We start from the raw sequence: 13,189 nt of genomic DNA, 5'->3' as shown, positions 1-13,189 counted from the left end.
GACGCGGGGTCACGCGGCGTGCTGGAGGGAGCGCATCTGGTTGAAGACGTTCTTGCGCTGCATCTCCGCGGTGCCACCGGCGATCACGGCTCCCAGGGCGTCCTTGAGCGCCTTGGTGTGCGGGCCCTCCATGTAGCCGAGGTGGCCGTAGACCCGCAGGGCGGTCTCGGTGCCGAGCTTGAGGGTCTCGCCGGCGTGGTACTTGGCGACCGAGCACATCAGCGAGGCCTCCGGGCGCTGCTGGAGGAGCGCGTCCAGAGCCCCGTAGGACACCCAACGGGTGGACTCCAGGGCGAACTTGGCGTCCGTGACGCGCCCCTGGACGTACTGGTGCTCGCCGATGGGGACGCGGAAGGCCTGCCGCTGCTGGGTGTAGGCGAGGATCTCGTCGAGCATCGGATCGAGGTAGGACGCCGCGAGGATGCCGTACAGGAGCCGGTCCAGGGCGATGGTGTCGTAGATGAGGTCGACGCCGCCGCCGATCTCCCCGAGGATGTTGCGGCTCTCCACCCGGACGTCGTCCAGGGCGATGGGGCCGGTGGGGCTGGTGCGGTTGCCCATCATGTCCTCGGGGGCCCCGCGGGTGACGCCCTGGGCGTGCAGGTCCACCAGGAACAGGGTGATGTCCCGCTTGCCCGCCTCCGGGACCCGCCCGAGGATCAGGGCGAGATCGGCCGCCGGGCCGTTGGTGATGTGGTCCTTGTGGCCGGTGAGCCGGTAGGTGCCGTCGGGGGCGGAGGTCGCGGCGGACTTGATGCGGGTGACGTCGGAGCCGCCCGTGGTCTCGGTCAGCGCGGTGGCCCCCACCTCGCCGTTGAGCAGGCGCGGAATCCAGTACTGCCGCTGGTCGGGCGTGCCGTACGTGGAGAGGGAGCGGATGAGACCGGCCTGGGCGACCATCGAGAGGCAGAAGCCGAGGTCCCGGCCGCCCGCGGCGACGCCCTCGAAGGCCGCGGCGAAGTCCCACCAGGTGCCGCCCGAGCCGCCGAGCTCCTTGGCCACGGGCAGCTTCCATATGCCGGCCGCGCTGATCTCCTGCCAGGAGTCCAGGTCGAGGCGGTGCTCGGTCGCGCAGTCGTCGGCGCGCTTGGCGACGGTGGTGGCCGCGAGATCGTGGAAGCGGGTGCGCAGCGCGGGGTCGGAGAAGTGCGTGATCACGTGCGGGATCCTTCCGGTCGAAAAGCTCGAACAGATGAGGGGTGAAGGGAACTTCAGTGGGACAGCGCCAGGAGCTGCGGCGCGCTGGGACCCGGCGGTGCCTGCTCGGTGCGCTCCACGGCCCGCTCCAGGCGGGCCAGCAGGTCGTCCACTTCGCCGTCGGCGATGGTCAGCGGCGGGGCGACCATGACCGACTCGGTGACGGGGGTGACCCCGGCGGGGTAGAGCAGCAGGCCCTCCGCACGGGCGCTCTCCACCAGGTCCAGCGAGGTGCCGGGGAAGCGGTCGGGGTCGGACTGCACGCCCAGGGCCAGTTGCAGGCCCGCGCCGCGCACATCGGTGAGCAGACGGTGGCGACCGGCCAGTTCCGCCAGCCGCTCCTGGAGCCGGGCACCGGTCCGGGCGGCCCGCGCGGGAACGTCCTCGCGCTCCAGGTAGTCCAGTACGGCGGCGGACGTCGCGGCCGCCAGCGGCGCTCCGGCCATGGTGTGCCCGAACAGCACGCTGCCCAGCGGCGCGTCGAAGGCGCCGGCGATCCGGTCGGACACCAGGACGGCGGCCACCGGCATGAACCCCGCCGACAGGCCCTTGCCCAGCACCATGACGTCCGGGGTGATGCCCGCGTGATCGCAGCCGAACCAGCGCCCGGTGCGGCCCAGACCGGTCATGACCTCGTCCGCGATGAGCAGGAACCCGTGCTCGTCGGCGAGTTCCCGCAGCCTCACCAGGGTGCGGGGATCGGTGGGCACCGCACCGGAAGAGGCCCCGCCCACCGGCTCGATCACCACGGCGCCGATCCGGTGCGGCCCGATCTCCTTGATGGCCGCCTCCCAGTCCTGGGCGTCCGCGCGCAGCGCGCCCTGCGAGGGGCGGACCCGGGCGACCGAGGTCTGGTTGGTCAGCAGCGGGGTGAGGTTCGTGCGGCGCAGGGGGTGGCCGGAGGCGGCCAGGGCGCCCGCGGTCATGCCGTGGTAGCTCGGCTCCTCGGTCAGCACCACGCACTGGAAGGGCCGGTAGGCGGTGGCGTGGTAGAGCGTCGCCAGGCGCAGGGCCGTCTCGATGCCCTCCGACCCGGAGTTGCAGAACTGCACCTGGTTGAGGTCACCGGGGGCGAGCCGGGTGAGGTGTGCGGTCAGTTCCTCCAGCGCGGGGGAGCGGAACTGGGTGCGGTAGGTGAAGCAGACCTCGTCGATCTGCCGGTGCATCCGCTCGGTGACCTCGGGAACGGTGTGGCCCAGGTTGACGTTGATGGCGCCCGAGCAGCCGTCCAGGTAGGCGGTGCCCTCGGTGTCGTAGAGGTAGACGCCGTCGGCCTTGCTGACAGTGGGAAGCATGGTCTCTCCGTACGTGGGGTGGAGGTACGTGAAGGAGGAAGGCGCGCCGGTCGGGCGCGGGTGAGGTGCTTTCGGCCCCGGGTCGGGGCGGGCGGTGTCAGTACCAGGTGAGGACGACGGCGCCGGCGGTCATGCCGCCTCCGACGGACGCCAGCAGGATCCGCTCGCCGCGGGCGAACGGCTTGCGCGCGTGCTCGTGGGAGAGCGTGAGCGGGATGGAGGCCGCGGCGGTGTTCCCGTAGTCGGGAGCGGTGAGCGCGAGCTTCTCCTGCGGTATGCCCAGCTCCCGGCCCAGAGCCTCGACCAGCCGGGTGTTGCCCTGGTGGAAGACCACCCGGTCGATGTCGCCGACCGTGAGCCCGGCCTGGTCGAGGGCTTCGTGCACGGCCTTGGGGACGAACTGAAGGCCCCAGTCGCGGACCGCGCGCCCGTCCATCCGGAACAGGTGCTCGCCGTCCGCCACGCGCTGCGCGGTCAGCGGCTTGCGGGTGCCGCCCGCCTCGACCCGTACCAGGGAGGTGGTCTGGCCGTCCGCCAGCAGGGCGACGGCGTGGATGCCGAACCCGTCGGGCACCGGCCCCAGGACGACGGCGCCCGCTCCGTCGCCGAAGAGGCTGACGGTCTTGCGGTCCGTCCTGTCCATGATCGTCGAGTACTTGTCGGCGCCCACCACCAGGGCGCACTCCCCGCTGTCCTGCTGCGCCAGCAGGGCGCGGGCGGTCGCCAGGGCGTAGAGGAAGCCCGAGCAGACGGCGTTCACGTCGAACGCGGGGAGGACGGGCAGGTCAAGGCGCTGCTGCACCATGACGGCCGTGGCGGGCTGCGGCTGGTCGGGGGTGGAGGTCGCCGTGATGAGCAGGCCTATACGGGTGCGGAGCTCGGCGTCCTCAAGTAACGGAGCGGCCGCTTCCGCCGCCATCTCCGAGGTCGCCATGCCGGCCGGGGCGTAATGCCGTTCCGAGATGCCGGTGCGGGCGGCGACCCATTCGGGGTCCGTCCCGGCCCATTCGCTGATCTGCTCGTTGTCCACCACGGTGGGCGGCACGTAGCCGCCCACGGACAAGATCCCGATCCCCATCGGGGCTCCCTTCTGAATGTCGAGCGCGCCGTCTGGTCCCGGTGCGTCGCTTGTGTTTACCCGTGTACTCGATAGCCGGTAAGCACAATCCTGCTGCCTGATGTGATGAAAGCGACGTTTTGGCACGCGGTCACCCGCACGCGTGTCGTGACCAGTACGGGTGCGGTGCCCGGTCCGGGAACCGGTGGAAAGGGGTCGTCGTGGACGTGACGAACACGCGTTAAAATTTCGTATCCTGACGGATCGTCAGTTTGCTGGAGAGCGTCGAACCCTCACACCCCGGCCACGCGTCACCCACACGCTGGAAACGTGTGTCCGAGGGGCCGCGAGCGGTCTTCGGGGCATCGCGAGTGCCGCATCAGCAGGCCGTGTCGCGGGTGACGCGGGGCCGTCGCCGGACCGTCGCCGGACCGTCGCCGATCCGGCCTGATCGGCCGGCCCGCCTAGACTCGGGCCGTGGACCCGCTCGCGAGCCTCTTGTACGAAGTCCGTTCCGAGGGAGCCCTGTTCAGCAGGAACATCCTCGCCCCGCCCTGGTCGGTCGCCTTCGCTGACGGGACGCCCCTCGCGGTCGTCACCCCGCTCCGGGGCTCCGGCTGGATCGTCCCGGGCGGCGACGCCGAGCCGGTCGCCCTCGGTCCGGGCGACGTGGCCGTGGTGACGGGGAAGACGCCGTTCTCCGTCACCGACGACCCGAGCGTCTCGACGGCGCCCTTCTACGTCATCCACCCCGGGCACTGCACGACCGCGAACGGCGAGGACGTCAGCGAGGACGTCCTCCTCGGCCTCCGCACCTGCGCCAACGCCCCCGGTGGCACCACTGTCCTGCTCACCGGCAGCTACCAGGTCGACGGCCGCGTCTCCGCACGCCTCCTCGACGTCCTGCCCCGCGTCCTCGTCGTCCCCCAGGAGGGCAGGGCGAGGCCCATCCTGGAACTCACCGACAGCGAGATCAGCCGCGACGACCCCGGCCAGCAGGCCGTCCTCGACCGCCTCCTGGACCTCCTGCTCCTGTCCACGCTCCGCGAGTGGTTCGCCCGCCCCGAGGCGGACCCGCCCGCCTGGTACCGCGCCCTCGGCGACCCGGTCGCGGGCCGCGCCCTGCGCCTGATCCACGACCGGCCGGCCCGCCCGTGGACGGTCACGACCCTCGCCGAGGCGACCGGCGTCTCCCGGGCGACCCTCGCCCGCCGCTTCGGCGACCTCGTGGGCGAACCGCCGATGACGTACCTCACCGGCTGGCGCCTCGCCCTGGCCGCCGACCTGCTGGCCCGTACCGACGCCACGGTGGACGCGGTCGCCCGACAGGTCGGCTACCGGACCGCGTTCGGGCTGAGCGTGGCCTTCAAACGCGTGTACGGGACGAGGCCCAGCGGCCACAGGGCCCCGGCCGTCAGCCCAGCCGGCCGATGAACTCCGTCCAGGTGGCGGGGGAGAGGGCGAGCTGGGGTCCGGTGGGGCGCTTGGAGTCGCGGACGTGGACGGTGGAGGGGCAGGCGGCGACCTCGACGCAGTTGTCACCGTCGCCGCTGCTGTAGCTGGACTTGTGCCAGGAGAGGGCGATCTCGACGCAGTTGTCGCCGCTTCCGCCGCTGTAGCTGCTCTTGAACCAGGCCAGTTCAATGGTGCTCATAGTGCTCCTCGGATCTCCCGCAGCAGGCTCACGGACTCCTCAGGGGACAGAGCCTGTGCCCGCATCCTGGCATAACGCTGCTGGAGGATGCTGACGGCTTTTGGATCGGAGATGAGCTGGCCAGTGCCCTGACCTTCGCTGTACGCGTACCAGGTGTTCTCCTCGGTCTCCAGGAGACACAAGGGACCTCCGAGGCCTGCGTGATACCCGCGCGACTGTGGCATGACCTGGATGTCGATGTTGCGTCGCCCGCCTACGGACAGAATGTGATCGATCTGCTCACGCATGGCTTCCGGCGCGGCCACCCTGCGGCGCAGCGCGGCCTCCTCGATGATGAAGCTGAAGATGGTCTCCACGCGCTCCGTCAGGATCCGCGCCCGCTCCATCCTCCGGACCAGGTTCGACTCGATCTTGTCGTCGCCCATCGCCGGGATCTGTTCCTCGAACAGCGTCCTGGCGTACGCGGACGTCTGGAGCAGGCCCGGCACCAGCCGGTTCTCGTACGTGTACAGCGTCACCGCCAGCGGCTCCAGCTCCGCCCAGCCCTCGAACCACTTCGCCAGGCCCGCCTTGCGGGTCAGGTGCTTCGCCGCCGCCTTGAGCGCGCCGAACGCGTCGAGCACCTCCTCCGCCCGCTCCACGAACTCCTTCGACGGCAGTCGGCGCCCCTGTTCGATCGAGGCGACCGTCGGTACCGAGTAGCCCACCCTCGGGGCGAACTGTTCCTGCGTCAGGACCGCCCTTCTGCGGAAGACCTTGACCACTTCCCCGAAAGCCCTCAGGCTCTCCGACGTCTCCGGTTCGCTCCCCTTCGGAACCTCGTCCGTCACCCCGCCACCTCCGTACCCGTGTGCTCGCGCAGAACCCGTCCAGGTTCACTGATAGTCACCGGTACAGTCCAGAGCGTGAACCCGTACGCTGCGCAGCGTACGGGTTCCTGAGCTGGCAACTCCCCGGGCGCGTCGCCACATTGGCCCCATGACCTCCCCCGCGACCCACGAACCCGACGTCACCGTACGTGTGTTCACCCAGCGCTTCAGCTCGACCCCGCGCGGCGCGCGCCTCGCCCGTCGGCTCGCCCTCCATCAACTCGACCGCTGGCGGATCCCGTACGGCTCCGAGACCTCCGACGCCGCCGGGCTCCTGGTCGCCGAGCTGGCCGCCAACGCCGTCACCCACGGCCGGGTGCCCGGGCGGGACTTCGAGCTGACGCTCGCGTACACGCCCGGGGCGCTGCTCCGGATCGACGTCTCCGACACCCGGGGCGAGCGGCGCCCGGCCGCCGTCGCCCCGGGGCTTCTGGACGAGGGCGGCCGGGGCCTGGTCCTCGTCGAGGCGCTGGCCTCGCGCTGGGCCGTGCTGGATCGCGTACCGGTCGGGAAGACCGTCCGGGCCGAGCTCGACCTCGGCCCCGGTCCTCGGTCCCGGCGGACCGCGGGAGTACCTTGATCAGGAGACGACAACCCAAGGGGGTGGGGGACTTGGACACCGAAATGAAGGTGGACAGGGCAGTCCTGGGGCCGCGTGCGGCGGTCGTGTTCTCGCTGGTGACCACGCTGCTGCTGGCGGCGCTCGCGGGCCTCGTGATGCGCCCGGCGGCCCAGCATCTGCGCTCCCTCCGGGAGGGGGTGCGGGCCGAGGCGACGCTCGTCGCCGCCGGTTCGGGATGCTTCCTGGGGGGATGCGAGGTCAGGTTCGTGGCCGACGGGCGGACCGTGGTGGCGAACCTTCCGGTGGGGAGCAGCCACGGGGATGACACGGCCGGTGAGCCGCTGACCGTCCGCTACCGGGAGGGCGATCCGCAGACGGTCGCCTCCCAGGACGACGTCGGCGGCGGCGGGCCGGCCGTGGCCACCGTGATGTTCGGCGCCGGGGCCGTGCTCTTCCTGCTGACGTCCGTGTGGTCGGTGATCCGCCTGGTGCGGCAGCGGCGCGCGGTGGACGCCCCCGCTCCGGCGGGCGCGGTCTGAGCGGGTGGCCGGGCCGTGGGAAGCTCCACGGCCCGGCCACCCCTTCCGTCAGCCGGCCTGACCGGCCGCCGCCGGGGCGTACCCCGCCGGACGGGTGGTGAAGGTGCCCCGGCCCTGGGTGCGGCCGCGGAGGCGGTTCGCGTAGCCGAAGAGTTCGGCCAGCGGGACCGTCGCCCCGACCACCGCCGTACCGGAGCGGGTCGCCTGGTCCGTGACCCGGCCCCGGCGGGCCGCGAGGTCGCCGAGGACCGCGCCGACGGACTCGGCGGGGACGGTGACCGTCACCTCGGCCACCGGTTCGAGCAGGGTCATCACGCTCGCGCGGAGCGCCTCGCGCAGGGCGAAGCGGCCCGCCGTGCGGAACGCCATCTCCGAGGAGTCCTTCGGATGCGTGGCGCCGTCCGTGAGCGTGACCCGGACGCCCGTCACCGGGTGGCCGCCGAGGGGGCCCTCGACGAGGGCGTCCCGGCAGCCGGCCTCGACCGCGCGGACGTACTCCTGCGGGACGCGGCCGCCCGTGACGGTGGAGGCGAAGAGGAACTCCTCGCCGTCCGGCGCCGGTTCGACGTCGATGACCACATGGGCGAACTGGCCCGCGCCGCCGTCCTGCTTGACGTGCCGGTGGAGCAGGCCCGAGACGCCCTTCGACACCGTCTCCCGGTACGCGACCCGCGGACGGCCGACCGTGACCTCCAGGCCCCGGTCGCGCCGCAGCTTCTCCACGGCGACCTCCAGGTGCAGCTCGCCGAGCCCGGACAGGACGGTCTGGCCCGTCTCCGGGTCGGACCGCACGACGAGCGAGGGGTCCTCCTCGGAGAGCCGGGCGAGGGCCGTCGCGAGACGTCCCGTGTCCGTGCTCCGGCGGGCCTCCAGCGCCACCGAGACCACCGGGTCGGCGGTCGTCGGCGGTTCGAGGACGACCGGGGCGTCGGGGGCGCACAGGGTCGCCCCGGCGCGGGCGGCCTTCGGCCCGACGACGGCGACGATGTCACCGGCGCGCGCCTCGTCCGCCTCCGTCGCCCGGTCGGCCTGGACGCGCAGGATGCGGGAGATCCGTTCGGCGCGGCCGGCGGTGGTGTCGAGCACGGTGTCCCCCTTCCTGAGGGTGCCCGCGTAGACGCGGAGGTAGGTCAAGCGGCCGGTGGCGGTCGCGTTCACCTTGAAGGCGAGCGCGGTGAACGGCGCCGTCGGGTCCGCCGGGACCTCGCCGCGCACCGGCGGCATGTCCGACGGGGCCGGGAGGTACGCGACGACGGCGTCGAGCAGCGGCTCGATGCCCCGGTTGCGGTAGGCGGAGCCGCAGAGCACGACGACGGCGTCGCCGGAGAGGGTGAGGTCGCGGAGGGCGGACGCCAGGGTCTCCCCGGACAGCGCGTCCTCGCCGCAGAACTCCTCCAGGGCGCCGGGGTGCAGCTCGGCGACCGTCTCCTCCAGGCGTCGGCGGCGGTGCCGGGCCTCGTCGCGGAGGTCCTCGGGGACCGGCCGCTCGGTGTACGTGTCGGCGCCGTCGGCCCACACGTACGCCCGCATGGCGACCAGGTCCACGACGCCGGTGAAGCCGTTCTCGCGGCCGACGGGGAGCTGGACGGCGAGCGGGACGGTGCCGAGGCGGTCCCGGATCGAGGCGACGGCCGTGTCGAGGTCGGCGCCGGCGCGGTCGAGCTTGTTGACGAACGCGATCCGGGGGACGCCGTGGCGGTCGGCCTGGCGCCACACCGTCTCGCTCTGCGGCTCGACGCCCGCGACGGCGTCGAAGACGGCGACGGCGCCGTCGAGGACGCGCAGCGAGCGCTCGACCTCGTCGGAGAAGTCGACGTGACCGGGGGTGTCGATCAGGTTGACGCGGTGGCCCGCCCAGTCGCAGCTGACGGCCGCGGCGAAGATCGTGATGCCCCGGTCCCGCTCCTGCGGGTCGAAGTCGGTGACGGTGGTGCCGTCGTGGACCTCGCCGCGCTTGTGGGTGGCGCCGGTGAGGTAGAGGAAGCGTTCGGTGACGGTGGTCTTGCCGGCGTCGACGTGGGCGAGGATGCCGAGATTGCGGACGCGCATGGTGGTGCCTTTCGCTGCTGCGTGGAGAACGGGCAGCGCGATTCCCGGGGTGGTGCGGTCACACCACGGGTCGGCGACGGAGGGCGCGCAGCCGCCGTCGGCCGGAGCGAGAGGCGAGGATCACGTCGAAGCGGCGCGTACGCACGGTCGGCTCTCCTCGGTCGGCACTCTCGCGGCGACGCACCGGTCGGTGCGCCGTGCCGCGAGTGTAGGGAGCGCCGCCGCGCGGGCGACAGCGAATTATTCGGCGGGCTGGAGGAGGTCCCAGCGGTTGCCGTAGAGGTCCTCGAAGACGGCGACCGAGCCGTAGGGCTCGTGACGGGGCTCCTCCAGGAACTTCACGCCGGCCGCGGACATGCGCTCGTGGTCGCGGGCGAAGTCCTCGGTGTGCAGGAAGAAGCCGACCCGGCCGCCGGTCTGGTGGCCGACGGAGGCCTCCTGCTCCTCGTTCTTGGCGCGGGCCAGGAGCAGCCCGGCGTTCCCGATTCCGCCGACGCCGGCGGCGCCGCGCGGGCGGACGACGACCCAGCGGCTTCCGTCGCCCCGGTCGGTGTCCTCGACGAGGTCGAAACCGAGGGCGTCGGTGTAGAAGGCGATGGCCTCGTCGTAGTCACGGACGACGAGGGTGACGAGTGCGATGGACGGCATTACTCCAACGTAATGCGAGGAAGCGGTGGATTCGACCCGCGTCGACCCGCGTCGTGACAGGGGCGACCCTTGCGGGGGACGGGGACGAACGAGGGTCCGGAAGAGGGGTGGGGGAGGGACGCCCCCAGGGACGGGGAGCCGTGCCGGTGCGAGAATCCCCGGCATGGACGTGCGGGAGTTCGATCGGCTCGTCGCCCGGGCGCGGGGTCTGGCCGGGGCGGGGGAGCGGCGGATCCTCGGGATCGCGGGGGCGCCGGGGGCCGGGAAGTCCACGCTGGCCGGGCGCCTGGTGGACCGGCTCGACGGGGCGGCCGTCCTGGTCCCGATGGACGGCTTCCACCTCGCGCGGGCGGAACTGGAGCGGCTCGGACGCGCCGGGCGCAAGGGGGCGCCGGACACCTTCGACGCGGCCGGGTACACCGCGCTCCTCGCCCGACTCCGCACCGCCGGGACCACCGTGTACGCCCCCGCGTTCGACCGCGCCCTGGAGGAGCCGGTCGCCGGGTCGATCCCCGTCCCGCCCGAGGTCCCGCTCGTGATCACCGAGGGGAACTACCTGCTGCACGACGAGGACGCCTGGGCGGACGTCCGGCCCCTCCTCGACGAGGCCTGGTACCTGGACCTGGCCACGACCGTCCGCGTCCCGCGCCTGATCGCCCGCCACATCCACTACGGCAAGGACCGCACCCACGCGGAACACTGGGTCCACACCTCGGATGAACGAAACGCCCGGCTGGTGGCCCTTGGCCGGGACCGCGCGGACCTGGTGGTGAGGGCGGACTGAGGGGGGCAGGGGAGAGCGGGGCCCCGGGGGAAGGTGACGAACTGGGGATGCGACTCCGTCATGTGCCACGGGCGAGTGCCTACGATCGCGATCTTCCGGCGCCAACTCGAGATCTGGGGGCAGAATGACCGCGTCTCGGGGAACCCGGGCCTGTTCCTCTCGTGGGGGCGTCCTTGCCCTTCTGCTCTGCTCCCTCCTCGCCTGCACGAGCGCCCAGGGGGCCTCGGGTGACGCACTCGGAGATGGAATGCAGTCCTCGGGCGTGATCGGAAGCGACCTCGCCGGGGTCGGCCAGAAATGGAACATCGCTCTGCCGCTGATGTACAACACCTCGCCAGGGGAGATCCAGGTGACGGCGGCGGAAGTGGACCACGTACCCGACGGGATCAGGATCCTCGGGTACGGCGCGTACGACAGGAACGACACCGAGGGGGTCGCGCTCATCTCCCGGGTCGGATCGCCCGGCATGCCGGACTTCGACGCGCTGGAGAATCACGCGACCCGAGCGATACCGGTAGAGCCCGGGACCGAATCGGACGTCTACTACGTGGTCAGGGTGGAGATCACGGGGAACGTCACCGACAACATCACCGGTGCCACCTTCACGTACAGGTCCGGGCAGCACACCTCGACACAGTCGCTGCCTTTTGAGGCATCGCTGCGACTGGAACGACCGAAACCCGTCGTCCGCTGACCCGCACCAGGACGACGAGGTTGATCATGCCGCGCCCCTCGTCCACGTCCGACGATGATGGCCGCTTCCTCCCTCACGGACGCCGATACCGGCTTGGCTAGGGTGACCGCATGACGAACGCTCACGACTGGGACACCCGCGTCGCCGCGCTCTGGGAGCGGCTCGACGACCACGAGCCCGCCGACTTCCGTGCCCAGGTCGCCGCCCTCGCCGCCGAGCGGCCCGCCGACGACCCCGCCGCCGTCTTCGAGCAGGGCGCCGCCCACGACTCCACCGGCCTGCCCGAGGAGGCCGTCGCCCACTACCAGCGGGCCCTGGACCTGGGCCTCACCGGACTGCGCCGCCGCCGCGCCGTCATCCAGCTCGCCAGCAGCCTGCGCAACCTCGGCCGCCCCGACCGCAGCGTCGACCTTCTCACCGCCGAGCGGGACATCCCCGCCGACCGGCTCGACGCCGACGAGCGGGCCCTGGCCGGCGCCGTCGACGCCTTCCTCGCGCTCGCCCTCGCCGACACCGGCCGCGACCGCGAAGCCGCCTCCCTCGCACTCGGCGCCCTCGCCCCCCTGCTGCCCCGCTACAACCGTTCCCTCGCGTACTACGCCAAGGACCTGCTGAAGACCCCCTTCGGGTCCTGACCCGGTGGACCCGCACCTCCTCCGGACGGACGTCGCCGCCACCGGGCGGGGCCGTCCGGAGCGGGACGCGAACCGTGCGGCCCGGTGGCCGAGTTCACCCGACGGCTCAAGAGCCGACACCCGCACTCGCTACCCTGTGCGCAACGGCGACGGAAGGCGGACGGGCGTGGGGTGGCTGCGACGAGGACCCAGGCGGGACGGCGACGACGCACCGAGGGATCCCGAGTTCGCGTACTTCTCCCAGCGCGAGGCCGCGGTCTTCCGCGGCCGGGTCCGCCAGACCTTCGCCGAACTGGGCCTTGAGGTCACCGTCTACGCCGGTCACGTCATCGACGACAAGGGCCGCCGCTTCGGCCTCGGCAACCTCGCCGCCGTCTGCCACCAGGACCGGCGGGGCCCCCGCGTCTGGCCCGCCATGATCCACCGCCACATCGGTCTCGTCGTCCGCGCCATGGACGGCCCCTCCGCGCTGGAGACCCTGCCGCCCGAGCAGATCCGCGCCCAGCTCTACCCCCGGGTCGTCAGCGGCGACGGCATCGACGCGGCGGCCTTCGGCTACGCCAGGACCGTCGCCCCCGGGCTCTACGAGGTGCTCGCCCTCGACCTGCCGGAGAGCGTCATGATGCTCACCGACGAGGCCCTGGAACGGCTCGGGGACCACCGTCAGCTCCGCGACCGCGCCCTGAGCAATCTGCGTGGGCTGCCCGTCGAGGAGCACGAGACCGTCCGAGACGCCGACGGCATGTGCTTCGAGGTCATCCTCGGCGACTCCTTCTACACCGCCAGCCGGGTCCTGGACCTCGACGGCGTCGTCCAGCGGGTCACCGGCCTCCCGCTCGGCGAGCACGGCGCCCTCGTCGCCCTCCCCTTCCGGCACCAGCTGGCCTTCCACCCCATCCGGGACACCTCGATCATCCCGGCCCTCGGCGCGATGGCCTCCTTCGCCGCCGCGGGCTACGAGGACGTGCCGGGCGCCATCAGCCCGTACGTCTTCTGGTGGCGCGGCGGCACCCTCACCCAGCTCAGCGAGCACGACGAGGAGGGCGGCGACCTGCGGATCGTCGTCGGCGACGACTTCCACGACCTGCTGGAGCGCCTCATCGCCCAGGGGCCCGACCGCCGCTGACGCGATCGCCTCCGATCCGGTCGCGGCCCGCGCCTCCGCCCGGCAGGATGCTGTACGACGCACCGGACGAGGACGCCGAG

The 13,189-nt window shown here is 72.4% G+C and carries 14 protein-coding genes; 7 read left to right on the top strand and 7 right to left on the bottom strand.

Annotated elements, in window-relative coordinates; all coding sequences use genetic code 11:
- Positions 1-9 precede the first annotated feature (9 nt).
- The 3 genes from ACFYXU_RS26725 to ACFYXU_RS26715 all read right to left on the bottom strand — a co-directional run bounded on the left by ACFYXU_RS26725 (position 10) and on the right by ACFYXU_RS26715 (position 3,570).
- Positions 10-1,158, bottom strand: a complete 1,149-nt coding sequence (locus ACFYXU_RS26725; RefSeq protein WP_389408542.1) for an acyl-CoA dehydrogenase family protein — start codon at positions 1,156-1,158, stop codon at positions 10-12.
- A gap of 53 nt (positions 1,159-1,211) precedes the next feature.
- Positions 1,212-2,492, bottom strand: coding sequence for an aminotransferase class III-fold pyridoxal phosphate-dependent enzyme (locus tag ACFYXU_RS26720; RefSeq protein WP_389460305.1), 1,281 nt, complete (start codon positions 2,490-2,492; stop codon positions 1,212-1,214).
- A gap of 97 nt (positions 2,493-2,589) precedes the next feature.
- Complete coding sequence (locus ACFYXU_RS26715; RefSeq protein ID WP_389460303.1) at positions 2,590-3,570, bottom strand: 3-oxoacyl-ACP synthase III family protein; 981 nt, start codon at positions 3,568-3,570, stop codon at positions 2,590-2,592.
- Positions 3,571-4,026: 456 nt separating this feature from the next.
- Between ACFYXU_RS26715 and ACFYXU_RS26710 the strand changes: the two genes are divergently transcribed.
- The gene (locus ACFYXU_RS26710; RefSeq protein WP_389460301.1) at positions 4,027-4,983 is read left to right on the top strand and encodes a cupin domain-containing protein; all 957 of its coding nucleotides are present in this window, start codon (positions 4,027-4,029) and stop codon (positions 4,981-4,983) included.
- Here the strand turns inward: ACFYXU_RS26710 and ACFYXU_RS26705 are convergent.
- Positions 4,964-5,203: a DUF397 domain-containing protein gene (locus ACFYXU_RS26705; protein WP_389460299.1), complete on the bottom strand. Its 240-nt coding sequence runs from the start codon at positions 5,201-5,203 to the stop codon at positions 4,964-4,966. The two genes, ACFYXU_RS26710 and ACFYXU_RS26705, sit on opposite strands and share 20 nt — an antisense overlap.
- Positions 5,200-6,033: a helix-turn-helix domain-containing protein gene (locus ACFYXU_RS26700; RefSeq protein WP_389460297.1), complete on the bottom strand. Its 834-nt coding sequence runs from the start codon at positions 6,031-6,033 to the stop codon at positions 5,200-5,202. The genes ACFYXU_RS26705 and ACFYXU_RS26700 overlap by 4 nt, the downstream gene beginning before the upstream one ends.
- Before the next feature lie 148 nt (positions 6,034-6,181).
- Between ACFYXU_RS26700 and ACFYXU_RS26695 the strand changes: the two genes are divergently transcribed.
- Both ACFYXU_RS26695 and ACFYXU_RS26690 read left to right on the top strand, forming a co-directional pair.
- Complete coding sequence (locus ACFYXU_RS26695) at positions 6,182-6,652, top strand: ATP-binding protein (protein WP_376508995.1); 471 nt, start codon at positions 6,182-6,184, stop codon at positions 6,650-6,652.
- A gap of 50 nt (positions 6,653-6,702) precedes the next feature.
- Positions 6,703-7,173: a hypothetical protein gene (locus ACFYXU_RS26690; protein WP_389460295.1), complete on the top strand. Its 471-nt coding sequence runs from the start codon at positions 6,703-6,705 to the stop codon at positions 7,171-7,173.
- 48 nt (positions 7,174-7,221) lie between these two features.
- Here the strand turns inward: ACFYXU_RS26690 and fusA are convergent, their stop codons facing one another.
- Positions 7,222-9,222, bottom strand: coding sequence for an elongation factor G (fusA, locus tag ACFYXU_RS26685; RefSeq protein ID WP_389460293.1), 2,001 nt, complete (start codon positions 9,220-9,222; stop codon positions 7,222-7,224).
- A gap of 240 nt (positions 9,223-9,462) precedes the next feature.
- Positions 9,463-9,870 carry a VOC family protein gene (locus tag ACFYXU_RS26680; RefSeq protein ID WP_361402682.1) on the bottom strand — a complete coding sequence of 136 codons (408 nt, stop codon included), beginning with the start codon at positions 9,868-9,870 and terminating at the stop codon, positions 9,463-9,465.
- A 163-nt stretch (positions 9,871-10,033) separates the two neighbouring features.
- On the opposite strand from ACFYXU_RS26680, the gene ACFYXU_RS26675 reads away from it, so the two are divergent.
- From ACFYXU_RS26675 to ACFYXU_RS26660, 4 genes are all read left to right on the top strand, one after another.
- Complete coding sequence (locus ACFYXU_RS26675) at positions 10,034-10,654, top strand: nucleoside/nucleotide kinase family protein (RefSeq protein ID WP_389460291.1); 621 nt, start codon at positions 10,034-10,036, stop codon at positions 10,652-10,654.
- Between the two features lie 262 nt (positions 10,655-10,916).
- A complete protein-coding gene (locus ACFYXU_RS26670) occupies positions 10,917-11,348 on the top strand; it encodes a hypothetical protein (protein WP_389460289.1) in 432 nt (143 codons plus the stop codon).
- A gap of 110 nt (positions 11,349-11,458) precedes the next feature.
- Positions 11,459-11,983 carry a tetratricopeptide repeat protein gene (locus ACFYXU_RS26665; RefSeq protein ID WP_361402676.1) on the top strand — a complete coding sequence of 175 codons (525 nt, stop codon included), beginning with the start codon at positions 11,459-11,461 and terminating at the stop codon, positions 11,981-11,983.
- Positions 11,984-12,149: 166 nt separating this feature from the next.
- Positions 12,150-13,109, top strand: a complete 960-nt coding sequence (locus ACFYXU_RS26660) for a hypothetical protein (protein ID WP_329857056.1) — start codon at positions 12,150-12,152, stop codon at positions 13,107-13,109.
- Positions 13,110-13,189: the final 80 nt, after the last annotated feature.

The organism is Streptomyces sp. NPDC002232, from assembly GCF_042890295.1.
Lineage (GTDB): Bacteria > Actinomycetota > Actinomycetes > Streptomycetales > Streptomycetaceae > Streptomyces.
The sequence above is the reverse complement of the archived record's forward strand: the minus strand, read 5'-3'. Positions and strand labels throughout refer to the sequence as shown.